22 protein-coding genes and 1 riboswitch are annotated in these 25,582 nt (G+C 34.9%); of the genes, 10 read left to right on the forward strand and 12 right to left on the reverse strand.

Features of this window, described 5'->3' with window-relative positions:
- Window positions 1-127: 127 nt before the first annotated feature.
- Window positions 128-790 carry an alpha/beta hydrolase gene (locus VBZ51_RS09750; protein ID WP_416576804.1) on the forward strand — a complete coding sequence of 221 codons (663 nt, stop codon included), beginning with the start codon at window positions 128-130 and terminating at the stop codon, window positions 788-790.
- 64 nt (window positions 791-854) lie between these two features.
- Complete coding sequence (locus VBZ51_RS09755; protein WP_074674220.1) at window positions 855-1,811, forward strand: lytic transglycosylase domain-containing protein; 957 nt, start codon at window positions 855-857, stop codon at window positions 1,809-1,811.
- Window positions 1,812-1,815: 4 nt separating this feature from the next.
- Here VBZ51_RS09755 and VBZ51_RS09760 read toward each other — a convergent pair whose 3' ends face one another.
- Window positions 1,816-2,331 (reverse strand): DUF2892 domain-containing protein, encoded by a 516-nt coding sequence (locus tag VBZ51_RS09760; protein WP_416576805.1) that lies wholly within the window; start codon window positions 2,329-2,331, stop codon window positions 1,816-1,818.
- A gap of 267 nt (window positions 2,332-2,598) precedes the next feature.
- On the opposite strand from VBZ51_RS09760, the gene rpmH reads away from it, so the two are divergent.
- Window positions 2,599-2,760, forward strand: coding sequence for a 50S ribosomal protein L34 (gene rpmH / locus VBZ51_RS09765; protein ID WP_036155072.1), 162 nt, complete (start codon window positions 2,599-2,601; stop codon window positions 2,758-2,760).
- Between the two features lie 89 nt (window positions 2,761-2,849).
- A complete protein-coding gene (gene carB, locus VBZ51_RS09770; RefSeq protein WP_058103050.1) occupies window positions 2,850-5,702 on the forward strand; it encodes a carbamoyl-phosphate synthase large subunit in 2,853 nt (950 codons plus the stop codon).
- Window positions 5,703-5,748: 46 nt separating this feature from the next.
- Here the strand turns inward: carB and VBZ51_RS09775 are convergent, their stop codons facing one another.
- Entirely contained in the window at window positions 5,749-7,374 is a 1,626-nt protein-coding gene (locus VBZ51_RS09775) for a long-chain fatty acid--CoA ligase (RefSeq protein WP_416576806.1), read from the reverse strand.
- 214 nt (window positions 7,375-7,588) lie between these two features.
- On the opposite strand from VBZ51_RS09775, the gene VBZ51_RS09780 reads away from it, so the two are divergent.
- Window positions 7,589-8,866 (forward strand): hypothetical protein, encoded by a 1,278-nt coding sequence (locus VBZ51_RS09780; RefSeq protein WP_416576807.1) that lies wholly within the window; start codon window positions 7,589-7,591, stop codon window positions 8,864-8,866.
- A gap of 61 nt (window positions 8,867-8,927) precedes the next feature.
- Window positions 8,928-10,151, forward strand: coding sequence for a Pycsar system effector family protein (locus VBZ51_RS09785; protein WP_416576808.1), 1,224 nt, complete (start codon window positions 8,928-8,930; stop codon window positions 10,149-10,151).
- A gap of 7 nt (window positions 10,152-10,158) precedes the next feature.
- Here VBZ51_RS09785 and VBZ51_RS09790 read toward each other — a convergent pair whose 3' ends face one another.
- From VBZ51_RS09790 to gndA, 3 genes are read right to left on the reverse strand one after another with little or no spacing between them, the layout of a single operon-like run.
- On the reverse strand, window positions 10,159-10,497 hold the full coding sequence (locus tag VBZ51_RS09790) for a GIY-YIG nuclease family protein (RefSeq protein ID WP_340158208.1): 339 nt from the start codon (window positions 10,495-10,497) through the stop codon (window positions 10,159-10,161).
- Between the two features lie 51 nt (window positions 10,498-10,548).
- Entirely contained in the window at window positions 10,549-11,082 is a 534-nt protein-coding gene (locus VBZ51_RS09795) for a DUF3124 domain-containing protein (protein ID WP_091603546.1), read from the reverse strand.
- A 10-nt stretch (window positions 11,083-11,092) separates the two neighbouring features.
- A complete protein-coding gene (gndA, locus tag VBZ51_RS09800) occupies window positions 11,093-12,493 on the reverse strand; it encodes an NADP-dependent phosphogluconate dehydrogenase (RefSeq protein ID WP_091603549.1) in 1,401 nt (466 codons plus the stop codon).
- A 186-nt stretch (window positions 12,494-12,679) separates the two neighbouring features.
- Here gndA and zwf point away from each other — a divergent pair, with 186 nt between their 5' ends.
- Both zwf and pgl read left to right on the forward strand, forming a co-directional pair.
- On the forward strand, window positions 12,680-14,212 hold the full coding sequence (gene zwf / locus VBZ51_RS09805) for a glucose-6-phosphate dehydrogenase (RefSeq protein WP_416576809.1): 1,533 nt from the start codon (window positions 12,680-12,682) through the stop codon (window positions 14,210-14,212).
- Window positions 14,213-14,244: 32 nt separating this feature from the next.
- Window positions 14,245-14,970, forward strand: a complete 726-nt coding sequence (gene pgl, locus VBZ51_RS09810) for a 6-phosphogluconolactonase (protein ID WP_416576810.1) — start codon at window positions 14,245-14,247, stop codon at window positions 14,968-14,970.
- Here pgl and VBZ51_RS09815 read toward each other — a convergent pair.
- The 6 genes from VBZ51_RS09815 to VBZ51_RS09840 form a co-directional block, all read right to left on the reverse strand.
- Window positions 14,951-15,496, reverse strand: coding sequence for an acyl-CoA thioesterase (locus VBZ51_RS09815; RefSeq protein ID WP_058103043.1), 546 nt, complete (start codon window positions 15,494-15,496; stop codon window positions 14,951-14,953). The genes pgl and VBZ51_RS09815 overlap by 20 nt on opposite strands.
- 25 nt (window positions 15,497-15,521) lie before the next feature.
- The gene (locus tag VBZ51_RS09820) at window positions 15,522-15,887 is read right to left on the reverse strand and encodes a 6-phosphogluconate dehydrogenase (RefSeq protein ID WP_416576811.1); all 366 of its coding nucleotides are present in this window, start codon (window positions 15,885-15,887) and stop codon (window positions 15,522-15,524) included.
- A gap of 20 nt (window positions 15,888-15,907) precedes the next feature.
- Window positions 15,908-17,269 carry a DNA recombination protein RmuC gene (rmuC, locus tag VBZ51_RS09825; RefSeq protein ID WP_416576812.1) on the reverse strand — a complete coding sequence of 454 codons (1,362 nt, stop codon included), beginning with the start codon at window positions 17,267-17,269 and terminating at the stop codon, window positions 15,908-15,910.
- Between the two features lie 112 nt (window positions 17,270-17,381).
- Entirely contained in the window at window positions 17,382-18,095 is a 714-nt protein-coding gene (locus VBZ51_RS09830; protein ID WP_416576813.1) for an ABC transporter ATP-binding protein, read from the reverse strand.
- An 84-nt stretch (window positions 18,096-18,179) separates the two neighbouring features.
- Entirely contained in the window at window positions 18,180-19,211 is a 1,032-nt protein-coding gene (locus VBZ51_RS09835) for a FecCD family ABC transporter permease (RefSeq protein ID WP_416576814.1), read from the reverse strand.
- Complete coding sequence (locus tag VBZ51_RS09840; RefSeq protein ID WP_416576815.1) at window positions 19,212-20,384, reverse strand: ABC transporter substrate-binding protein; 1,173 nt, start codon at window positions 20,382-20,384, stop codon at window positions 19,212-19,214. It abuts the gene before it with no gap.
- A gap of 46 nt (window positions 20,385-20,430) precedes the next feature.
- Window positions 20,431-20,637: riboswitch (cobalamin riboswitch) on the forward strand.
- 33 nt (window positions 20,638-20,670) lie between these two features.
- On the opposite strand from VBZ51_RS09840, the gene VBZ51_RS09845 reads away from it, so the two are divergent.
- Together VBZ51_RS09845 and VBZ51_RS09850 are read left to right on the forward strand one after the other, a co-directional pair.
- Complete coding sequence (locus tag VBZ51_RS09845; RefSeq protein WP_416576816.1) at window positions 20,671-22,497, forward strand: TonB-dependent receptor plug domain-containing protein; 1,827 nt, start codon at window positions 20,671-20,673, stop codon at window positions 22,495-22,497.
- Between the two features lie 2 nt (window positions 22,498-22,499).
- Window positions 22,500-23,918 carry a DUF5074 domain-containing protein gene (locus tag VBZ51_RS09850; protein ID WP_416576817.1) on the forward strand — a complete coding sequence of 473 codons (1,419 nt, stop codon included), beginning with the start codon at window positions 22,500-22,502 and terminating at the stop codon, window positions 23,916-23,918.
- A gap of 185 nt (window positions 23,919-24,103) precedes the next feature.
- On the opposite strand, the gene VBZ51_RS09855 is transcribed toward VBZ51_RS09850, so the two are convergent.
- The gene (locus VBZ51_RS09855) at window positions 24,104-25,573 is read right to left on the reverse strand and encodes a S41 family peptidase (RefSeq protein WP_416576818.1); all 1,470 of its coding nucleotides are present in this window, start codon (window positions 25,571-25,573) and stop codon (window positions 24,104-24,106) included.
- Window positions 25,574-25,582: the final 9 nt, after the last annotated feature.

Raw genomic sequence — 25,582 nt, forward strand, 5'->3', positions numbered from 1 at the left:
TCGTAATTTTGTCGTTTAGAAATGCTATAAAGATTAAAACACAATGAAAAGAAAGTGTTTTTCACATTCTGTTACAAAACTAGTTAAAAAATACTTAATTTCCTAGTTTTTACTACGTTTCATGGCTATGGAAGATAATAAAATTCATTTGTATTGTATGCCTGGTATGGCTGCGAGTTCTTCAATTTTTGAATATTTAATTTTACCGAAAGAGACATTTGTAGTTCATTTGTTGGAGTGGGATATTCCTACAAAGGGTATATCCTTTACTGATTATGCAAAGAAAATGAGCGAAAAGGTAAAAGAGGATAATGTGGTTTTACTGGGTGTTTCCTTGGGTGGTCTTTTGGTGCAAGAAATGGTCAAATATATCCAAGTAAAAAAGGTTATCATTGTTTCAAGTGTAAAATCGAGATTTGAATTACCTAAAAGGATGTTATTTGCAAGATATACCAGTATACATAAATTGCTTCCTACCGGGCTCGTCAACAATGTGGAGTTAGTTGCCAAATATGCATTTGGTGAAAGTGTGACAAAAAAGTTGTCTTTATACGAACGATATTTGTCCGTAAGGGATAAAGGTTATATAGATTGGTGCATACATGAATTGGTGAATTGGACGCAAGAAGTACCGTGTGATAATTTGGTTCATATTCATGGGGAGAAAGACACGGTGTTTCCCATGAGCAATATTGCTCATTGTATACCTGTTAAGAATGGGACACATACCATGATCATACATAGGGCAAAATGGTTTAACGAGAACTTGCCAACAATTATTTTGGAATAAGATAGTTCTATATATACCTTTGGTAGACTTATAATCGGAAGAAATAATTTAAAATATAAAATTCATGAAAACTATTAAGAATATATTGATGTTGTTAGGGGTTGTTTTTGTTGCGGGTACATTGATATTTGCGGTGGGTAATACCAACAATACGGCTGTAGAAGATAATGTTGTGGTTAATGATAGTGTTCAAAAAAATGTAGCTAAATCATATAAAATATCATCCATAGAAATTCCTGAAAACTTAAATTTTGCAGGAGAGGTGGTTCCTCAAGAAGACCCGGAAATTTTAGAACGTATTGATAGGGAGTTTTTGGTTAATACCTATTGGCAGTCAAATGCAGTATTGCTTATAAAAAGGGCTCATAAATATTTTCCGGTAATAGAACCTATTTTGGCAAAAAATGGTATTCCAGATGATTTTAAATATTTGGCAGTTGCAGAAAGTGGTTTAACCAATGTGGTGTCTCCTGCAGGTGCTACCGGTTTCTGGCAAATAATGAGAGATACGGGCAGGGAGTATGGTCTAGAAGTTAATTCAAATGTAGATGAGCGCTACCATTTAGAGAAGTCAACAGAAGTTGCGTGTAAGTATTTAAATAGATGGAAAAATAAATATGGAAGTTGGGCTTTGACCGCTGCGGCATATAATGCCGGTCCAGGAGCAATTAACAAATATATGGGCATACAGCAAGTAGATAATTATTGGGATCTGTTATTGGGTAGTGAAACCGGTAGATATGTATTTAGAATTATGGCAATAAAAGAAATACTGTCTAATCCTGAAAAATATGGTTTTCATATAGAAAAAGAGGATATGTATGAAGCTGTGCCAACGTTCACTGTAGAAATAGATGAGCCTGTAAGTGATTTTGCGGATTTTGCTCAAGAATATGAGATAAACTACAAAATATTAAAGCGCCATAACCCATGGTTGAGAGAGGCGCATTTAAACAATAGTTCTCGTAAGAAGTATGCTATTGAAATACCTAATAAGGGGTATTACCATATAGGTAAATGATAAATTAGATTTTTTTCATCTGTTGCTGCATCATTTTAATTTGATCGGTCAACATGTTGTTTTTGTCTAATTTCTTAGCCTCGTTCAAGAGGGTAGTTGCTTCTCTTTTACGTCGTTTCTGCATAGATATACCAGCTAAGCTTAGTTTTGCCATGGCTACATCGTAATCCATCGTTAGACCAAGCTTTAAGGCTTTCTTAAAGTATTTTTCCGCTTGGGTCAAATTGGTCTGTGAAAAAATGATACCGTGCAGGTAATTGTAATAACCTTGTTGTTTAACGGTTAGTGCAGCCTCGGGATTTTTAATCTTGTCCAACCAGTTTTTAGTACCGGTCAGATCTTGCTTACGCATTCTTAAAAATGCCAAAAGAATAATTTCATTTCTAAAATAAAGAAATATAAAAATTAAGGAAAGTAGGATTAGAAATATACCATTTCCAATATTACCTTCTATAAATTGGTACATGGCATAGGCAATTATAAGTCCTGCAATGATTAATTTTAAATTTTTATTGAACATATTTAATTTATTTTAATCTAATAGATAGTTAAGAAAAGTTTTGGGTTTTTATTGAAACCCTATTAAAATATAGTGATTACGGCGCTAAATTTCAGTTCGGGCAAAATTAATCAAAAGCTTGGTTTTGAGACGTACGGATTTATAAAAATATTTTTTTTCATAACCCTTGCTAAAGCAAAAACTCTTTGTATATTTGCGCCCAGTTTTACCTGTCCCTTGAAAAGGACAAATTTCAAAATTAATACAAAGCATTTAATTATATAGGCGATGAGCAAGAGAACGTTTCAACCATCAAAGAGAAAAAGAAAGAACAAACACGGTTTTCGTGAGCGTATGGCTTCCGTAAATGGAAGAAAAGTTCTTGCAAGAAGAAGAGCAAAAGGAAGAAAGAAATTAACTGTTTCCTCTGAACCAAGCCACAAAAAATAATGATTTCATTGTTTTAAAAATATTTAGGTGTTACTTTTCTGAAAGTAACACCTTTTTTTTGTCCAATTCCCATATTAAATTGTTATAAAATGCCAAAAAGAAAAGATTTAAACTCTATTTTATTAATAGGATCAGGTCCTATAGTTATCGGTCAAGCATGTGAATTTGATTATGCAGGTAGTCAATCATTACGTTCATTACGTGAAGATGGAATTGAAACTATTTTGATAAATAGTAACCCGGCAACTATTATGACAGATCCATCAATGGCGGATCATGTATATCTAAAGCCACTTACCACAAAATCTATTGTAGAAATATTAAAAGCGCATCCGCAAATAGACGCTGTTTTACCAACAATGGGAGGTCAAACTGCATTGAATTTGTGTATAGAGGCAGATAAAAAAGGAATTTGGGAAGATTTTGGAGTAGAATTGATCGGAGTTGATATTGATGCAATTAATATTACTGAAGATAGGGAGCAGTTTAGAGAGTTGATGTTGAAAATAGGAGTAGGCATGGCACCACAAGCCACTGCGACCTCTTTCTTGAAAGGAAAAGAAATTGCTCAAGAGTTTGGTTTTCCTTTAGTAATTAGAGCTTCATATACTCTTGGTGGTGCAGGTGCATCTATAGTATATAAACCGGAGGATTTTGACGAACAGTTAAGTTACGGTCTGGAAATTTCACCCATACACGAGGTAATGATAGATAAAGCCCTTATGGGGTGGAAAGAGTATGAGTTAGAGCTTTTACGTGATAAAAATGATAACGTAGTTATTATATGTACTATTGAAAATATGGATCCAATGGGTATACATACCGGAGATTCTATTACAGTAGCTCCAGCCATGACATTATCCGATAGGACTTTTCAGAAAATGCGTGATATGGCCATTAAAATGATGCGTAGTATTGGAGACTTTGAAGGAGGTTGTAACGTTCAGTTCGCTGTGAGTCCAGATGAGGAAGAGGATATTATTGCTATTGAAATTAACCCACGTGTATCTAGGTCATCTGCGTTGGCTTCAAAAGCTACCGGTTACCCTATTGCAAAAGTCGCTACAAAATTAGCTATAGGTTATTCTTTAGATGAATTGGATAATCAAATTACAAAGTCTACATCGGCGTTATTTGAGCCAACGTTGGATTATGTAATCGTAAAAATTCCAAGATGGAACTTTGATAAGTTCGAGGGTTCTGACCGTACCTTAGGTCTTCAGATGAAATCTGTTGGAGAGGTAATGGGAATAGGACGTTCTTTTCAAGAAGCCTTGCACAAAGCAACCCAATCCTTAGAAATTAAGAGAAACGGTTTAGGTGCAGATGGTAAGGGCTATAAGAATTATGAGCAGATCATTAGTAAACTAACTATACCAAGTTGGGATCGCGTCTTTGTAATTTATGATGCTATCCAAATGGGTATTCCATTAAGTCGCATTCATGAAATCACTAAGATTGACATGTGGTTCTTAAAGCAGTATGAGGAACTGCACTTTTTGGAAAAAGAAATTTCAAAATATACCATTGCTACCCTTTCAAAAGATTTGTTGTTAGAAGCAAAGCAAAAAGGATTTGCCGATAGACAAATCGCGCATATGGTAGATTGTTACGAGAGTGAAGTATACAATAAGCGAACAGAACTCAATATTAATAGGGTATACAAGTTGGTTGATACTTGTGCAGCTGAGTTTAAAGCTATGACGCCATACTATTATTCTACCTTTGAAGCTGAAATTGAAAAGCCAGATGGTACACGTTATGTGGAAAATGACAGCATAGTTACAGATAAAAAGAAAATAGTAGTACTTGGTTCCGGTCCAAACAGAATCGGTCAAGGTATAGAGTTCGATTATTGTTGTGTACACGGAGTATTGGCAGCAGCTGAATGTGGTTATGAAACCATAATGATCAATTGTAACCCAGAGACTGTATCTACTGATTTTGATACTGCCGACAAATTGTACTTTGAGCCGGTATTCTGGGAGCATATTTACGATATTATCCGTCATGAGAAGCCAGAAGGAGTAATTGTTCAACTAGGAGGGCAAACGGCACTTAAGCTTGCTGAAAAATTATCCAAATACGGTATAAAAATTATAGGAACAAGCTTTGAAGCTCTAGATTTAGCAGAGGATAGAGGAAACTTCTCCGATCTTTTAAAAGCAAATGATATTCCATTCCCAAAATTTGGTGTTGCGGAAACGGCCGATGAAGCTTTAGCGCTATCGGATGAATTAGACTTTCCATTACTGGTAAGACCGTCTTACGTTCTAGGTGGTCAGGGAATGAAGATTGTTATTAATAGAGAAGAGTTGGAAGAACATGTAGTAGATCTTCTTAGAAAAATACCAAACAATAAACTGTTATTAGATCATTATCTAGATGGCGCTATTGAAGCAGAGGCTGATGCTATTTGTGACGGCGAAGACGTTTATATCATTGGTATCATGGAGCATATTGAACCATGTGGAATTCACTCGGGTGATTCTAATGCAACATTACCGCCATTTAACCTTGGTGAATTGGTAATGCAACAAATAAAAGATCATACAAAGAAAATCGCTTTGGCATTGAATACGGTTGGTTTGATCAATATACAATTTGCTATAAAAGATGAGGTAGTGTATATCATTGAAGCAAATCCACGAGCATCTCGTACGGTACCATTTATAGCAAAGGCTTATAAAGAACCTTATGTGAATTATGCGACCAAGGTAATGCTAGGGGAGAAGAAGGTGAAAGACTTCAATTTTAATCCTCAATTAGAAGGATTTGCAATTAAGCAACCAGTATTCTCTTTTAATAAATTCCCAAATGTGAACAAGAATTTAGGGCCTGAAATGAAGAGTACGGGAGAAAGTATTTTATTTATTGACAGCTTAAAGGATGATGAATTTTACAATCTTTACGCTAGACGTAAAATGTATTTAAGTAAATAATCTTATAATTAGACTAATATTGTAAAGCAAAGGAAAACTCTAAAATTTAGAGTTTTCCTTCTGCATACAACCTTCTTATTTCTTTCTTGTCAAATTTCCCTACACTTGTTTTTGGTATCTGTTTTATGGTAATGTATTGATCTGGTATTTGATACTTTGCAAAGTCTTTAGATAAAAATTCTTTCAATTCTTCGCTAGAAACAGTACTACTTTCATTGGTTAAAACTAAAGTTGCCAAGGGTCTTTCAGACCATTTTTCGTCAGGAATGGCAATTACGGCGGCTTCGCTAATTTTGGAATGAGACATTAGGGCAGATTCTAGAGCTACACTTGAAATCCATTCACCACCACTTTTTATTAAATCTTTGGTGCGATCGGTAATCTGCATATATCCATCAGCATCAATGGTGCTCACATCTCCAGTTTTGAACCATCCATCGTCAGTAAAGTTATCTCGGCTATTAGTCTTAAAATAAGACTTAATGACCCAGGCTCCCTTAACTTGTAATTCGCCCATGGTTTCGCCATCTCTAGGTGCTATATTTCCATTTTCATCTATAATTCTCATTTCTATTCCAGGAAATTCAAATCCTTGTTTTGCACGAATTTTCAATTGTTCTTTTCTGGTCAATTTTTCATGCTTTTTCTGTAGTCTACTAGCGGTACCTAAAGGAGATGTCTCCGTCATTCCCCATGCTTGAACACCTTTTATCCCAAAATCCTTTTCAAAATTCTCTATTAGACTAGCAGAAAGGGCAGAGCCACCTACCAAATATTCTTCTAAGGCTAATTTTGTTTTGGGCGGATTATTTTTCATTTCTTCGTACACCCCTCTCCAAATAGACGGTACGCCATTTGCTTTGTTAATCTGTTCACTTTCAAGAATATTAATGATTGCTTTAGGTTGTAAATGAAGAGATGGCATCACCATATCAGAACCGGTCAGTAGGCACATGTATGGAAATCCCCAAGCCATGACATGAAATTGTGGTACAATTAATAAAATTTTATCACTAAAATTATAATTGCCGGCATTGGGTGAAAGAATGGTCATAGCATGCAAATATGTAGACCTGTGGGAGTATAGTACACCTTTAGGCATGCCTGTGGTTCCACTTGTGTAACACATGCCACTTGCGTCGTTTTCATTTATTTCGGGCCAATCTATGGTGTCTAACTGTTCACCAATTAAATCTTCATAATGTACAATGTTGCCAAGGCTGGTACTAAAGTTTTTTGTGGCGTTTATTATTACAAATTTTTCAACGGTTTCTAGTTTAGGTGCAATTTTTTCTAAAAGAGGAACTAAAGTAGCGTCCACAAAAATGACTTTATCTTCAGAATGGTTGATAATAAATTCTATTTGCTGAGCTGATAGTCTAATATTTATAGTGTGACAAACTGCGCCAATACCTGGAATTCCATAATATAGTTCAACATGCTGATAATGGTTCCAAGCAAAAGTACCGACCATGTCACCTTTCTCAATTCCTAATTTATTTCTTAGCCCATTGGCTAATTGACAACAGCGTTTGTAAAGCTGTGCGTAAGAATACTCATGTCTAGAACCATCGGGTAAGTATGATATTAATTTTTTATCAGGAAAAGCACTATTTGCATAATTTAATATGGTGGTCGTAGTTAGGGGATAATCCATTATTAGTCCATTCATGATAATTAGGTGTATTTTTTTGTTGATTATTAAAGTAAAATAAAATGAGTGTTTAAGTTGTGATATAATCAATAATTTAACAATAAATATTCAATAAATACATTGTTTGTGAGGGAATTGTGATAAGGCTGTTTTTACGGTTAAAAATTAATTTTATCAGGTAATCTAGTTTTTGATTTTATAGGTAAACTTGAAGGAATTAAAAGAGTATCCGTTGAAAAAATTACTATTAGGTCTTGGGGTTTTGGTGTTGGTCTTTTTGGTGATGACTTATTTTTCGCTATCAAGTACTTCAAAATCATTTAAGACTTGTGAGATTTTAGAATTGCCCGATGTTGATCAAATTAATTTTCGGGATTATGATTCTGTATTGGTTGCGGCAAGTACTTTATACGAAGGCAATGGGGTCAAAACCATAATGCAAGGCGAGCAATATAGAAAAGCCTGGTCTACTCCGGTAAAGGTTCCAATTTTGTTTCTAAATGAAATGGAAGGTAAGGTAACAATCATGGAAGAAGGAGGAGGCAACCAGACACATTCTTTAAAATTACAACTAGAAAATGGTGTGTTAATGACATTAAGAAGTGTGACTAAAGACCCATCTCCTTTAGTGCCTAAAGTAGCGGAGACTTTGGGAATAGAAAACATAATTGTTGACGGTATATCGGCTCAGCACCCTTATGCGGCATTAGTTGTTGCTAAACTTTCAGATACCGCGGGAATATTGAATACTAGACCAAAATTAGTGTTCGTGCCAAAGCAAGAGCAGCTTGCAGAGTATAATGATAAATTTGGTAATAGGTTGTTTCTCTTAGAGTATGAAACCGAAGGAAATGCTCAGTGGTTAAAATTAAAGAATGTTGATTCTCTTATAGATACCGATAACCTACAAAAGCTTAAAATTAAGGGCTCAAACAAAGTAGTTCTCAATTCCGAAGCACTGGTAAAGGCAAGATTATTTGATTTGTTGATAGGGGATTGGGATAGGCATGCCAAGCAATGGGGGTGGGCACTTGAAAATAAGGGCGATTCTTTTCTGGCAACACCGCTACCATGTGATCGGGATAATGCCTTTTTTAATTTAGAAGGAATACTGCCGACACTTATATCTAATAATGTCTTTTTGCCGGAAGTTCAAAGCTTTGAAAATGAAATAGACTTTTTACCGGGATTGATTTCTTCGTTCGATATTTATTTTATGCGAGGCATCCCAAGGACAACATTCAAGAATGAAGCGGAAAAATTACAATTGCTGTTGACAGATGAAGTTATAGAGGAATCTTTTTCAGTATGGCCGGAATCTATTTTTGAATTAGATGGAAAGGAATTGATATCAAAAATTAAGCATAGGCGCAATCAACTTGTGGAATATGCTGGGCAATTTTATGATCAATTGGATAAAAGTGAAAAACTGACTACAGCATTAAAAGGTTCAGAAGATATAGAGATGACCAATGAGGAAATGGAATGCTTTGATTGTGTTGATAATTAAGCTTCAATAAGTAATAATCAACGCAGTGTAATCTAATTAAGGGCAATTATAAAGGAATATTATGACCGACAAACTAGTAAAAACAACTGAAAAATTCGTTAAGAATTTATTGGCGGAACAAATGAACAAGAATTTTCTTTTTCATACCCAGGGTTATGCCATGAAGTCTATAAGCAAGTCAAAGAAAATATTGGAAATAACTGATGTTACCAATGTTGAGGCAAATACTATTTTAATTGCAACGTGGTTTATGCATTCTGGTTTTGCGGTGAATTATGAAAATCATTTAAACGAGAGCTTAAACTTAGCCACGGATTTTTTAAAAAATAATGGTATTGATAATGAAAATATCAACAGGGTATTGGGGTTGATTACGAGCGCTTGGAGCAAAGATGAACCTAAAAGCGAATCAGAAAAAATTCTGAAGGATGTGCGTACCTGGTTTTATGCATCTAGTGATTTTGAAGAATTGTTACAGCTATTAAGACTTGAGCTTGAAAATTTTGATAAATCCGTTCCTGATATAGATACTTGGCGATTAGATTATGTTGAAGAACTTAGGGTTAGGCATAGGTTTTATTCTGATTATGCCAAGGAAAATTGGCAAGAGCAGAAAGAGGATAATATACTTTCTTTGATCTCAAGATTACAAAAGGCGGAAAAAACAGAAAAGAAAGAAATTTTAAAGGCTAGATTAAAAGATGAGAGCCCGCAGAGGGCTATTCAATCATTATATCGAATAGAATTAAGAAATCATATAAAACTGAGTGATATAGCAGATACTAAAGCCAATATTCTTTTATCGGTAAATGCCATTATAATTTCGCTCTTATTGGCTAACCTTTTGCCTAAGTTAGACTCGCCTTCAAATTCATACTTAATTTATCCCACGGTAATATTTGTACTATTTAGTATAGCTTCAATGATAATGTCGGTTTTGGCTACAAGACCAAAAGTGGATAATGCCGAGGTGGTTGAAAATGATATTAATAAAAAGGATACGAATTATCTATTTTTTGGAAATTTCCACACTATGGAAATTAAGGACTTTAAAGCAAAATTAAGGGATATCATTAAAAGCAAAGAATCTATTTATGATTCATTGAGTATGGATCTGTATTACTTGGGCAAGGTGCTACAAGAAAAATATAGGTTGTTAAGGTGGACCTATACGGTGTTTCTTGTGGGTATAATACTTTCTGTAATTGCCTTTGGTTTCGCATTAAAATATTATGGAATGGAAGACGAACTATTAGATGCCGTAACGCCTTTGCCAAAAGAATAAGCTATGGCTAATTGAACCAAACAGCATACTTCATTCTTCTTAATTCCAGTGCTAACTCTTTTTCAAGTTTTAAAGCTTCTGCTCTTGTTTGCACAGGGTCAATGTGGTTAAATAAACTACCACGTAAGTAAAGGCCATATTTTTCTACAATTTTTGAAGAAATATTGTATCCTTTTTTGCTTAAACTACCACTTTTATGCTGTTCAAAACGTTCTTTTGGAGTTTTACTGGTCATGCCAACGTAAAGGCACTCAAGAACCCCATTAAATTGTGGATTGGCTTCCCTGAATTTTTTGTTCTCGGAGTATACTTTTTTAGATAATTCTATGACATAAACAGTATACATAAAAATAGGTGTGAAAAATGGACTTTAATATAAATATTAGGTTTTGTATTATTATTCGAAAATTTCAATACCTTCAGTAGTGAATGAAAATGCCTGTGCTCCCAAACCACCCACCATAACAGCTTGAAATAATGGATTTAATTTTCTCTTGGAATACCAATCAATCATAAAATTTGCGCCACTACCACCAGATGTATCTTGTTGCTCAATAACATAATCAATAGATTCCATGGGAGTAAGGTAAATAGGGGAGTCTATATAACTTCTTACTAGATCACCTTCTGTATTGTAATAGTCGATCTTACTTACGAACAAACTATCTTTTAAACTGGTATTTCTAATGCTCAAAGTAGCGGTCAATAAAGTTCTGGTATCTCTTGTTTGATTATAGATATCAGAATAAATAGGTACGTAAACTTGTCTTTTCAGAGAATCGTTTGAGATGGTATTTGCCTTTCTGCTCAGGGTGTGGTTGTCCAAAATTTCAACGGGAACATTTTCCGTAGATTTTTGTTTGCATGACATTACGTTCATAGCAAAAACCAACGAAAGACAAATACCACCTATAAACTTTATATTTTTCAAATGTTATTTTTTAATCTTCCCATTCTGTGTGAAAAATACCTTCACGATCTAAACGCTCATACGTATGAGAACCAAAATAGTCTCGTTGCGCTTGTATTAAATTTAAAGGTAATTTACTTGAAGTATAGGCATCAAAATAAGTAAGTGAATTTGAAAGCCCTGGTAATGGAATTCCGTTTTGTGCTCCAAATGCCACTAATTCTCTAGCCGCATCTACCGTTTCTTTTATTTTGCTTACAAAATTAGGAGAAAGTAAAAGATTCGGTAATGTTGGCTCAGCTTTAAAAGCTTCGGTAATATCAGCTAATAAACCTGCACGAATAATACAACCTGCCCTCCAAATCTTTGCAATTACGGCAATGTCTAGATTATAACCATATTCTTTTGATGCATCTGCCAATTGGTGCAATCCTTGAGAATAAGTAATAATAAAAGAGAAGTACAAAGCCTTTTCGGTAAGCGCTTCTAATTTCTCTTTATCCATATGAGCAACGGTAGGTCTATCATAAAGTGCATCTGCTTTTACTCTCTCGTCTTTTAATGCGGAAAGTTCTCTCATGCTTACCGCAACATCAATAGATGGTACAGGTATACCCAGGTCCATCGCATTTTGGCTCGTCCATTTACCGGTACCTTTTTGCTTTGCCTTATCTAAAATTTGATCTACTAAACGTCCTTTGGTCAAATCATCTTCTTGTTCAAAAATTTCAGATGTAATTTCAACTAAGAAAGATTGTAACCTACCAGAATTCCATTTGGCAAAAGTGCTATGTAATTCATCATTATTGTAATCGCCTCCTTTTTTAAGTACATCGTATATTTCTGAAGTCAACTGCATTAAGCCGTATTCAATACCATTGTGAACCATTTTCACATAATTCCCTGCAGATTTTGGACCTAAATAGGCAACACATGGCTCTCCGTTGTATTTAGCGGAAACCGCTTCAAAAATAGGTTTAATATGCTCGTAAGCAGATTTAGAACCTCCGGGCATAATACTAGGCCCTTTTCTTGCACCTTTTGCACCACCGGAAACCCCTGCGCCAAAGAAGTTTATAGCCCTTTCTTGCAATTGCGCTTCTCTTCTGTCCGTATCGGTAAAAAAAGAGTTACCGCCATCAATAATAATATCGCCTTTATCTATATGTGGTAAAAGAGATTCTATAACGCCGTCAACAATTTTACCTGCAGGAACCAAAAGCATTATTTTACGAGGTTGCTTTAAGTTCTTTACAAAGGTTTTTATGTTGCTAGAGGCATTGACTTTTTCTACATCTCCACCTAAAGTCTTTAAGGCCTCTACTTTTTCATCATCTAAATCATATCCAAAAGCAGAAAAGCCATTATCTGCTACGTTAAGGATAAAATTTTGTCCCATTACCCCAAGACCTACTAAACCAAAATCGTACATAAATTGTATGTTTTATAATTAAAAGACATTAAAATGTTACAACACTTTAGTTATACTTTGTTGCTAACATAATGTGAATCAAAAATAATTTAAAATATTGACTTTAAATCTAAATAACATCTTAAACAAGCCTAATAATGGCTTACTTTTTAAGATATTTACAAATAAATAGAATTTCAACCTATAATGAAAAAGACAGAAAATCATATGCTCGTAATATTTGGGGCATCTGGAGATTTAACGGCAAGAAAACTGATACCTGCCATATTCAATTTATATAAAGGAAATGATCTTCCTGAAAATTTTGTGGTACTTGGCGTTAGTAGGAGTGATTTGGGCGATTTAAAGTTTAGAAATAAGGTAGTTTTAGAAAGTCCCTATCTAGAAGATGAACGAAAGGAGTTTGATGAGGATTATATTCAAAAATTTGCCGAAAAATTGTTTTATGAAGATTTAGGTTCTGATTACGACACATCATATGAACGATTGGAAAAACGAATTTCAGATTTAGATCAGAAATACGGTACGAACGGAAATCATATATTTTATCTTTCAACACCACCAAGTTTATATGAGCCAATAGCTAAAAACTTGTCCGATCAAGGATTGAATGATGATTCTAATGGTTGGCGTAGACTAATTGTAGAAAAACCATTTGGTTATAGCTTACAATCTGCTAAAGAATTAAATGACGGACTACATACTTATTTTAAGGAAAATCAGATTTTTAGAATTGATCATTACTTAGGTAAAGAAACGGTACAGAATCTACTGGTAACCCGTTTTGCCAATAGTATTTTTGAGCCTCTTTGGAACAGAAACTATATACACCATGTAGAGATTACAAATGCTGAAAGCGTGGGTGTTGAAAAAAGGGGTGGCTATTATGATAAATCTGGGGCATTACGAGATATGTTTCAAAGTCATTTATTGCAAATTGTTGCTTTGATCGTCATGGAGCCGCCTTTAAGTGCCGATGCCGAAGAAATTAGAAATGAGAAGTTAAAAGCGTTAAAGTCGTTAAAAATAATGAACGATGAGAAAACGCTTTTTGATAATACCATAAGAGCACAATATGTTGCTTCTAAAATAGATGGTCAAGAAGTAAAGGGATATCGCGAAGAAGAGGGCGTAGATGAAAATTCCACGACAGAAACTTTTGCTGCAATTAAGTTTTTTGTAGACAATTGGCGTTGGGCAGATGTACCGTTTTATGTAAGGACAGCCAAACGTATGCCTACCAAAGTGACCGAGGTCGTTATACATTTTAAAACACCGCATCATCAAATATTCAAAGAGTCGGGTATTAGCAATAAAGACAATAAATTAGTTATTAGAATACAGCCCGATGAAGGCATTCTAATTAAATTTGGAGTAAAGGTTCCAGGTCAAGGTTTTGAAGTAGAGCGTGCCAATATGGATTTCTACTATTCTAGTTTAACCGAAACTCATGTGATGGAAGCTTATGAAAGATTACTATTAGATGCAATGCAGGGTGATGCAACCCTATATGCAAGGGCAGATGAAGTTGAAGCTGCTTGGGCATTTGTAGATCCAATTTTAGAGTATTGGAAAAATGGTAAGGATGTAAAAATGTACGGTTATGCAGCTGGTGTTTGGGGACCTGAAAACGCAAATGATCTTATAGAAGGTGTAGGCGAATGGCGTAATCCAAGTGAGAATCTGGCAGATGAATCTGGCTATTGTGTTATTTGTTAGTCAAAGCACAAGAAATAATATTAAAGTAAAAAATGGAATTAAAAGTATATCAAAATAAAAACAAGGTAGCGGAAGAGTTTTCTAAGTACTTAATTGAAAAATCAGGTACTAAGAAGGCTTTTCATATTGCCTTATCTGGTGGAAGCACCCCAAAAATAGTTTTTGACGTTCTTGCTGAACAATTTTCAAAGGATATTGATTGGAACAGCATTCATTTGTATTGGGGGGATGAAAGGTGTGTGGCACCCACGGATGCTGAAAGTAACTATAAAATGACAGTAGAACACCTTATTTCTAAGGTTGATATTCCAGAGGGAAATATACATAGAATTAAAGGTGAGGAAGATCCAAAAAAAGAAGCTAAGCGATACGGAGCGTTATTGGAGGAAGAGTTGCCAAAAGAATTAGGTTTACCACAATTTGATCTGGTTATTTTAGGTATGGGAGATGATGGTCATACAGCTTCTATTTTTCCGCATGAAATCAATTTATGGGTGTCACCGGATAATTGCGAAGTCGCTATTCACCCAGAATCCGGTCAAAGACGAGTATCTCTTACGGGTAGGATAATCAATAATGCTAAAACAGTAGCATTTTTGGTTACAGGCGAAGGTAAGGCAGAGAAAGTAAAGGTAATCGTTGATAGGGAAGAGGGGTATTTAGAATACCCGGCAAGTCACGTAGCACCTAAAACAAAAGACTTGGTCTGGTTTTTAGATGCTGCCGCGGCAAAGCTTCTTACTTCATATCGATCTTAATATTTTCAGATTCCAATTCTTTGATATAATCTTGAGAGTTAAAGGATTTTGACTCGAATTTAGTGTCTCTTTCTTGAGCTTCTAGTTTGCGGTATTTACTTCTTGCAAATCTTCTGACCCCTTGATCATCTGAAATTATAAGACCGGGCACGGGAACATTTTTACCATCTGTTCCCTTGGCTACCATAGTAAAGTAAGATGAGTTGCAATGCTTTTTGGTACCAGAGGTAATGTTTTCCGATTCTACACGAACACCAACCACCATAGAAGTACGGCCGGTATAGTTAATACTGGCTTTAAGGGTTACCAATTCTCCTACTTCTATAGGGTTTAGAAAGTTTACACGATTTACCGATGCTGTTACACAATACTGTTGTGAGTGTTTAGAGGCGCAGGCAAAGGCAATTTGATCCATTAAGTTCAATATATGGCCACCGTGTACCTTGCCCCCAAAATTGGAATGGGACGGCAGCATCAATTCTGTTATAGAAACTCTTGATTCTTTTACGCTTTTAAACTTTTCCATAAACTTCTCGCTATAATGTGGTTATTTAATTTCTAAAATGAGGAGATTTTTCTGCATGAACCTCTGTAATAAAGTATTTAGTGTCTCCTAGCCAAAAGAAGGTAGCATAGCGCTCAACATAACTTACTTTTACATATTGCCCTTGATATTCTTTTAACTTGTCTATAACTTCCTTGTCTTTGTCCAATACCGAAAATGAAAATATCTGAGCTCCAGAGATTCCTTGGCTTATCTCGCCTTCCCAAGTTTTTACTAATACCCCTTTGTGACTTATTTTAATAAGTTCGCCAGATCTAACACCTTCACTGAAGGTTACAAAGTAGATAAAGGCATAATATAGAGCTCCTATGAGTACTATGCCCAATGAAAGTAATGATACTATTTTTTTCATGTGTTTAATTTAAAATTGAATTAATGGTTGTTATCTAATGTTTTTATAGGTACTTCTTCATGTTCATCATCTTCGCTAGCACGATTTAGGATGGACTCAGAAATTGACTTTTTTGCTTTGGCACCCATTTTTTTAAGCTTCTCTATGCTGGTGACAATATTACCGCGACCTTCTACTAATTTGTTCATTGCTCCACGGTATTCACCTTTGGCCTCATCCATCTTTTTGCCAACTTTGGTCAGGTCATTTACAAAACCTTCAAATTTATCATAAAGAGCACCTGCTTGTCTTGCTATTTCAATAGCATTTCGTTGTTGCTTTTCATTGTTCCACATGGTATCTATAGTACGTAAAGTAGCCAAAAGAGTAGAAGGGGTAACAATAATGATGTTCTGCTCAAATGCTTTATTGTATAAAGAGCTATCTTGGTTTATGGCTATTGCAAACGCAGGTTCAATGGGAACGAACATCAATACAAAATCTGGACTCTCCATCTCATAAAGGTCTTCGTATTTTTTGGCGGATAATTGGTCTACATGCCTTCTTAGGGAGTTTATATGGTCTTTTAAGAATTTCTCCTTAAAATCATCTTCTGAATTAACATAGCGTTCGTAATCGGTAAGAGATACTTTAGAATCGACCACCATTTTTTTGCCATCGGGCAAATTGATGATGACATCTGGTAGCACACGACTACCATCTTCTCGTTTAAAGCTTTGCTGAACTATATATTCGCGGTCTTTCTCTAATCCAGATTTTTCAAGAACCCTTTCTAAAACCAATTCTCCCCAATTACCTTGCATTTTGCTATCACCCTTTAATGCCTTGGTCAAGTTTTCGGCTTCTTGGGTAATCTTAATGTTCTGGGTTTGTAAATGTAGCAGTTGTTCTTTTAAAGCGGAATGGATACTGATATTCTCTTTCTGACTTTCTTCTACCTTCTTTTCAAACAGAAGAATTTTTTCATTTAAGGGAGTAAGAATATTCTTGATGTTCTTCTCATTACGTTCCGTGAATTTTAAACTCTTTTCTTCCAGAATTTTATTGGCAAGATTTTCAAACTCCTTTGTGAATTTTTCCTGAAGCTTTTCAACTTCTTCTTTTTGCTCTTGGTTCTTTAAGCGTAAATTATCTAAATCAGCTTGATAACGCACTATTTGGTTTCCCAGCTGTTCTTTATCCGTTTGTAATTTAAATTTTTGGTTTTCACTTTCCTTTAATCTGTCCTGAAAGACAGAAAGGTTGTTTAGCATTTGCTGCTCTCGTTCCTCTAAAGTGCTTTGGCGCGATTTTGTTTTTAGAAACTGAATGTAATTACCTAAGAAGTATCCTATGGCAAGACAAAGGATAGCGATAATTAAGTAAATGTAAATCTCGTTCATATGTGCACTGCAGTAATCATGTAAAGATACTTGATTGCTCAATAAAGTTTAAAAGAGCAGGTCTGTTTTTAATTAACATACCTGCTTTAATTTCTTATAAATGTTGAAAAACCTATTTTTTAATCTTAAAAGAGCCCGTATTGGAGTCAAAAGAAATCATATCGGTAGGGAAGAGTGTATCAAAATTCTTGTTCTTTATGAGATTGCATGGTTGGTCAAAAGCATTGTTGACTCCGTCTAAAATCAGCATTTTATCACATAATTGAATAGCCAATTCAATTTCATGACTGGTATATAAAATAATTTTATTTGTGCTGTGCGCAAGGGACTTCAGAAGTTTTAAAATAGATACCTTATGATAAAGGTCCAGATGAGAGGTAGGCTCATCAAGTAGAATAATATCTGTATCTTGAATAAGGGCACGGGCAATAAGAACACGTTGCAATTGCCCGTCACTAAGCTGAAAGCATTTTTTGGATAATAACGGTTCAAGAGCTAAGAGTGCAACACTTTTATTGATAATGGCAGTATCATTATTTGCCAATTTACCCAACCAATTGGTGTAAGGTTGTCTGCCCAGCGCTAATAACTCATACACAGATAAGTTTTTAGAGGCAATTGGTTCCGTTAAAACGACACTGACCTTAGATGCAATTTGTAATTCACTATAGTCTGTAAGTTCTTTTCCTTCAATTTGTATGGATCCAGAAAGTTTAGGTTGAAAATTACCTAAGGTACGTAACAGTGTAGATTTGCCAATACCGTTTACACCAACTATAGCAGCAAGTTCCCCTTTCATTAAATGAAATGAAATGTTAGAAACCACTTTGTTATCATCATAACCAATATCAAGGTCGTTGACAAGAAATGTGCTATTTGATGTATTCTTATTGATAATACCTGTTTTTAATTAAAAAATCATTTTTCTTTTACGTAACAATAACCATATAACCACTGGTGCACCAAAAATACTGGTAATGGCGTTAATTGGTAAAACACTCATATAACCTGGTAATTGCGCAATAGTATCGCATAACAACATTAAAATGGCTCCGCAGATAAGTACAGCGGGAATTTGAATTTTATGGTCCGTCGTATGAAATATCTGTTTAGTGATATGGGGAACCGCCAGACCTACAAATGCAATAGGACCGGCAAATGCCGTAATTGATCCTGCAAGTAGTCCGGTGGCGACTATAATTATGTATCGCGATTTTTTTAAAGCAATGCCTAAACTTTTAGCATAGTTCTCACCAAGTAATAATGCATTTAAAGGCTTAATGGAAACAATGCTAAGCGTAATTCCTAAAACCGTACATAAGGCAACGATACTTAATTGTAGCCAAGATAAATTTCCTAAACTGCCAAAGGTCCAAAATATATATTGCTGTAGTTTTTCGGTCTTTGTAAAATAAGATAGTACGCTGACTATGGCAGCAGTAATACTACCGAACATTAGACCAATAATTAACAATGCCATGGTATCCTTAACCTTTGCGGCCACGATCAATACCAAGAATAAAACTAAAAAACTACCAAGACTAGATGCAATTGCAAGTGTAAAATCGTTAAAAGCGGAAAAACTGAAGACTGCCGAGAATAGTGAAGTGCCCATTATTAAAATTGCCGCTCCTAAACTGGCTCCAGAGCTTATGCCCAGAACGTAAGGTCCTGCCAAAGGGTTTCTGAATAAAGTCTGCATTAACAACCCGCTTAATGATAAACCACCACCAACCATAACGGCCGTAATTGCTTTTGGTAGCCTATACTCCCAAATAATATAATAGCTAGAAGATTCTTTAAGTGTAGAGCCAAATATAATTTTAAAAGTATCTGCTAAAGGAATAGTAACAGATCCCAGACAAATATTAATGGAAAGGCAAACTATTAATAGAATTAAAAGTAAAATGAACTGTAGGCTATATGTAGTTTGTTTAAACAATTAAAGCAGGGGTTTAAAAAAGTATGGTGTATAGTTGGGTAACAAACCAGGATGTAAAATATGAATTAAATCCTTTAAAACTAGATCAGGTCTTTGTGGTGCCAGTTCGTAATATAACGTGCCACCTGTTTCTCCTTTTGTATTTGCCGTAGTAAATACTTTTCTTTTTTTAAAGGCATCAAATCGCATGTAGTGCTCGCTTGCGTCTTGCATTTCTTGATAAGTGGAAAATTGGGCAGGTCCTATCCAATACTCGGCATGTTGCCCAGCATCAAGGACACTTTCCCAGCTTAAAGAAAGACTTCCGTTTTCATCGGTAGAATTCCATAAATACAGGGCATTGGCATCTTTTAGAAAATTCGCTGCCCAGCTTTTGCCTCCAGGTAAGTACCAAACATCATTGTACATAGCACCACTAAGAACGGTAGGTTTGCTTTTAGCCCCAGCAGCTAGTTTTTTGGCTTCTAGATAGGATGTTTCAATATCATTAAAGATAGCATCTGCCTCTTGGGTCTTGTTGAAAAACGGAGCAAAAAATTTAATCCATTCCGCTTTTCCTAGGGGTGTTTCTTCTACCCAATCACCATTGTAAATTACGGGGATATTAGCGCGTTGTATGGTTTCATAAGTGCTGTTGCCATCGTTGATCGAAAAGCCAAAGATTAAATCTGGTTGCAATGCCAGGACAGCTTCGGTATTTATACTTTCGTTGACACCTAATTCTTTGATTTTTCCGGCATCTATTAATTTTCTTGTTGCTGCAGAAGAAATGTACTTGGTATCTGGAAAGCCAATAAGTTGGTTTAAAACTCCCAATTCTTCTAAAGCGGGAATATGAGTAGTTGAGGTCACCACAATATGTTCAACAGGTGTTGAAATTATGGCGTCATATTCATTTTTGTTTAAAGTGACACTTGCTTGTAGTTCTTTAGGAACCAAAGCGTAGGTATGTGTAGTTTTGGCATTTGCCCAAGGTTTTAATACCCTGATAATGGTAATACCGTTACTTTGGTTTTGAATTGAAAAACCATTGGCATATTTTATTAAAGTTCTTCTTGTATTGGTTTTGTTTACAATTGTTTCTTTTTTCTCCTGCTTGCATCCGCATAACAAAAGAAGGTAACTAATAAAAAGCAAGCGTTTTAACATGGTAGTAATTCGTCTATTTTTCAAAAGTAGTATTATAAAAGTTTACTTAGAAAGATTAAACTAAATGTTTACTTTCGCCATGAATTTTGGTTTTCATTATTTTTTGTAATGAAATTAAAAGGGAATCTAGTGAAAATCTAGAGCTGTTCCCGCAACTGTAAGCTTAGTCTTTGTTTTAAGATGGCTACTATTTCTTCTGTACCACTGTTATTAGTTTAATGGGAAGGTGAATAGTAGTACGTAAGTCAGGAGACCTGCCATATTTTTAATTTAAATGCGATGGACTTTCGGGTAAAAAGTCGTTGTTGTGATGAAAAAGTTAATTTCAATAGTACTAGTGTTTTGTGCTACAGTTGGGTATGCACAACGAGATTCCATTTTAAAGTTGGATGAAGTTGTGGTGTCCGATAGTAGAGTTAAGCAGTATGCTGAGGGGTATAAAGTAACTGTATTACAAGATAGTATAATACAACGTACTAACGGATTTCTTACCTCTTTACTGGCATTTAATTCTAACATTTATTTTAAAGAGAATGGATTTGGAATGGTTTCTTCCCCTGCCTTTAGAGGAACCAATGCGTCTCATACCGCAGTTATATGGAATGGTATAAATATAAACTCACAGTTAAACGGACAAGTAGATTTTAATACCATAAACCCATTTAACTATAATTCTATTAGCATTCGTAGTGGCGGTGGAAGCGTGCAGTATGGCTCAGGAGCTATAGGCGGTAGTATTCATTTAAATAGCGATTTATTATTTAAAGAGCACTTTGATAATCAAGTTTCTATTGGTTATGGAAGTTATAAAACAAAAAAAATAAATTTTAATCAGAGTTATGGTAGCCGATTAATGTCCTACAGTTTAGGGGTTAATTATAATGCATCGGATAATAACTATAAGTATTTAAACACCGGTGAGGAGAATAAGAATGGCGAGTTTAATAATCTAAATTTAAATTGGAATATAGGTTATGTTCTTTCTGAAAATCAGATACTGAAGTTATACCATCAAACTTTTATTAGTGATAGAAATTTGTCGGGAAACCTGGTGGTTTTAGGTAGAAGTAAGTATAAAGATAACCAGTTTAGAACTCAGTTAGAGTGGGGGAGTTATGGACCAAAAGCGATATCTAGAATAAAACTAGCCTACTTGCAAGAAGAGTATAAATATTTTGAGAATAAAGATGTGGCTATTTACTCCTTTGGGAAGGTGTCTAATTTTTTAGCAAGATATTCTCTGGATTATAAGCTATCCAAATTTTTTAGACTTAACTCTTTTTTAGAATATAATAATTACAAAGGTGCGGGAGATAGTTTTGGGAGTCCTAAAAGGGATGATTTTTCTGCAACAGCCCTATTAAAACATATAATATCATCTAAAGTAGTTTACAATTTAAGTGTTAGGCAAGACTTTTCTTCAGATTTTTCAAGTCCGTTGGTTTTTTCGTTTGATGGTAGTTATAGTCTTACGGATAATTACCAGGTAAAGATAAATGCATCAAAAAATTTTAGGACTCCCACCTTCAATGATTTGTATTGGCAACCAGGTGGAAATTTAGAGCTTGTTCCTGAAAAATCATACCAGTTAGATTTTGGGAATGTTTTAAATATTGGGGCTGTCTCTATGCAATATAACGGTTATTATATTTCAACAAAAGAGATGATTAAATGGTTGCCCAATAATGATGGGGTTTGGTCTCCTATAAATATAGACGATGTTGAAATTTACGGAGCCGAGGCAAAAATAGAAGCAAATTATTCTTTAGGTAAAAACCAAGAGCTAGGGATTAAAACAAATTATGCCTATACCGTCTCAGAAGATAAGAGTACTAATGAACAGTTAATTTATGTGCCATTCCATACGGCAAACGGTTCATTAGAATATAGAATAGCAGACTTAAATTTGTTTTATCAGCATTTGTATAATGGTTCTGTATCTATTGTTGGAGGGGAATTGAAAGAATATCAAGTAGCTAATCTTGGGGCAACTTATACGGCGGATATATTGAAAAAAGATTTAAAGTACACCATAGGAGTTACTATTAACAATGTGTTTAATACATATTACGAAAACGTAGCATTACGTCCTATGCCCAACAGAAATATACAAACACAATTAATATTAAATTTTTAAAAATGAAATTGAAACACTTTATGTTAACAGCGGCTTTCGCCTCATTTATACTTACATCTTGTAGTGATGATGATGATATGCCAACACCGGGAACAATAGGAATAGCTACAACAGAAGATAGTTATGATGAGGGAGAAGGAACAGTAGGAATAACTATCAGTACTACAAGCGTAAATGTTATGGATGTAACCATTAATTATGAAGTAACGGGAACAGCCACTGAAGGGGAGGACTATCAATCTTTATCAGGGTCGGTAATTTTACCGGCAGGGGAAACATCAGTACAAGAAAGTTTAATTTTAATTGATGATACGGAGGTGGAATCTTCTGAAGAGGTAATTTTTACTATTACATCTACTAGTAATGAAGAGGATATTGTGGGAGCTAATAGTTCTTTAATAGTAACAATTACGGATAATGATTCTTACCCATTTGAAAATGGGATATTGGTTTCTCATGAAGGAAATTTTATGCAAGGAAATGCTTCTATTTCTTTTGTTTCGGATGATTTAGCCACTGTGGAAAACGATATTTTTAAAACAGTAAATGATGCAGATGCATTAGGGGACAATGCACAGAGTATGTCTTTTTACGAAAATATGGCTTATATAGTAATGAATGGTTCCCAGAAGATAGAAGTTGTAAATCGTTATACTTTTGAGTCTGTTGCCACAATTGGAGGGCCAAGCGAGACAGATTTTTTAAACCCTCGTTATATGGCAATAGCTAATGGTAAAGGATATGTTACAAATTGGGGAGACGGTTCTAATCCTGATGATGATTATGTTGCGGTGATCGACTTAGAAACAAATACCGTAGAATCTACTATTTCAGTTGCGGAAGGGCCAGAGAAAATTATAGTGAAGGATAATACCGTTTATGTAGCGCTCCAAGGAGGGTTTAATCAAAATAACGGGGTTACTGTAATTGATGCTACCACCAATACGGTTACTACGACCATTACAGTAGGAGATCGCCCTAATTCAATGCAATTAGATGCTAGTGGAAATCTTTGGGTATTATCAAGTGGAAATCCATCTTGGACCGGAAATGAGACTGCCGGACAAATAGATTATATTAATACTACGGATAATACGGTTACAACAACGATGAATTATGCAGTTACGGAACATCCAGGTAATTTAGAAATTGATGGAGCTACTCTTTATTATTATTCTGGAGGGTCTGTGTATGCTATGGATACTACAGCAAGTGTATTGCCAACAACTGCGGAAATTGAAGGTCTTAATTTTTATGATATGGCTGTTATTGATGGTAAACTTTATGGGGTAGATGCCAAAGATTTTGTCAGCAATGGTTCTTTAGAGGTTTATGATTTATCCGATAATACCTTATTGGCTTCTAAAACAGTTTCTATTATTCCAGGAGGTATATATTTTAATGAAACAGCAGCAAGATAAAATCTAATTAAAAAGTACAATTTTTAATAGTCTAAATAACAGATTATTGTAAAATTTAATAATATAAAAAGCTGAACAATAGTATCATTGTTCAGCTTTTTTTAATTCGTTTTTTGGCTTCAGGTAATCTTGTATTTAAAAGCGCAATATTAAAGCCAATGCTTTAAATAATGTATTGGAATAAGTTAAAACTCCAAATCATAAACGGTATCATCCACCATCTTATCGCTCATCAAACTATTTTCTTTAGAACTGCTAATAATATTGATGGGGTATTTAACCGTAAAGTCGCGTTTACCGGTAGTACCAGTAATTACCTCAATGGCTTTTGCCAATAAAGGTTCGTTTTCTTCCCCAATAATACCAAGGTTGCTATAATCTTCTTTCAACTCATAATCTGGTTGTAAACCGCTTGTAAAATCATAAAAACCATCGGCATTTTCATTCCTGCCAATTAAGGGTTGTATTGCCCATTGATTGTCCGGGTTAATATTGTTGACTCTTGAAGGTGTGTATAAATATGAGTTTTCCCTATCATCTACCAATGTGGTGGAAAATTCATTTTTACCTCTGGTAACATCACCAATTTGAATAACATCTATATAAGGCTCTAAGCTATTAATCAATAATTCACTGGCAGAAGCAGAACTAGCAGATGTAATAACATATAATTTGTTAAAGCCTAAAGAATTAATGGTCTCCCCATTAATCTTATCGGCAAAATATACCTCTAACTGACTATCGTTAAATTGTTCTTGTAGTTTATCATTGTATCTCTTTCTAAGAAAAATATCGGATGTGTTGGTGCCATAAATCATACTGGCCAATAATCTTGTAGTATTTACAGATCCACCAGGGTTGTACCTTAAATCCATAACTAGATTGGTAATACCGGCAGATTTCAAATCTTGAACTGCAGCGTACAGGTCGTCATCATATTCATTGGTAAATTGGTTGTACATGATATAGCCAATGTTTTCTCCGGCAATGGTAAAAGATTTGGAAAGAAAAACAGGATTTTCAGCCAGACCTTCTTCTTTTGTTAAGGTTACCTCTTCTTCGTTAGGAACAATATTACCATTCTCAAAGTCTGCCATGTTCAAGGTATACGTATCATTATCGCCAAAAAGCAGACCAATGTAATTGTCAATGGTCAATGTTTGGCCATCAACTCCGGTAAACAGATCTCCTCGTTGAATATTGGCAGAGGTTGCATTGGAATTTGGAACAATGTAGCGAACAAATCCAAAAATTTCATCGCTATCTTGAAATTGGACAAGACCAAACTCCAGGCCATTACTTTTAGAAATACCTGCCAGCGAATTTGTTAGCTCACGATAATCTTCATTAAAAAAGCTAAATCTGTCTTCTATAAATTGTAGTTTATTCTCGAAAAATGATGCAGGGTCATCTTCAGAATCTAAAAATGCGGTATAGGCAGCTCTACCTTCTTCCGTATTTTCAAAACGATCATCTGCTAAGTCATCTACGTTAGCTTGCCAGAAATACCAAAAGTTCATGGCCTTCCACATGAAATCCTGTACTTCTACGTTTGCAGAGCCATCTGGGTCTACCGTATTTGGTAATGAAAGATCATCATCTTTTGAGCATGACAATGCTAGTACGGCAGCAAACACTATTATTATCTTCTTCATACTAAGTGT

Source organism: Maribacter sp. HS, assembly GCF_048059195.1.
Classification (GTDB): Bacteria; Bacteroidota; Bacteroidia; order Flavobacteriales; family Flavobacteriaceae; genus Maribacter; species Maribacter dokdonensis.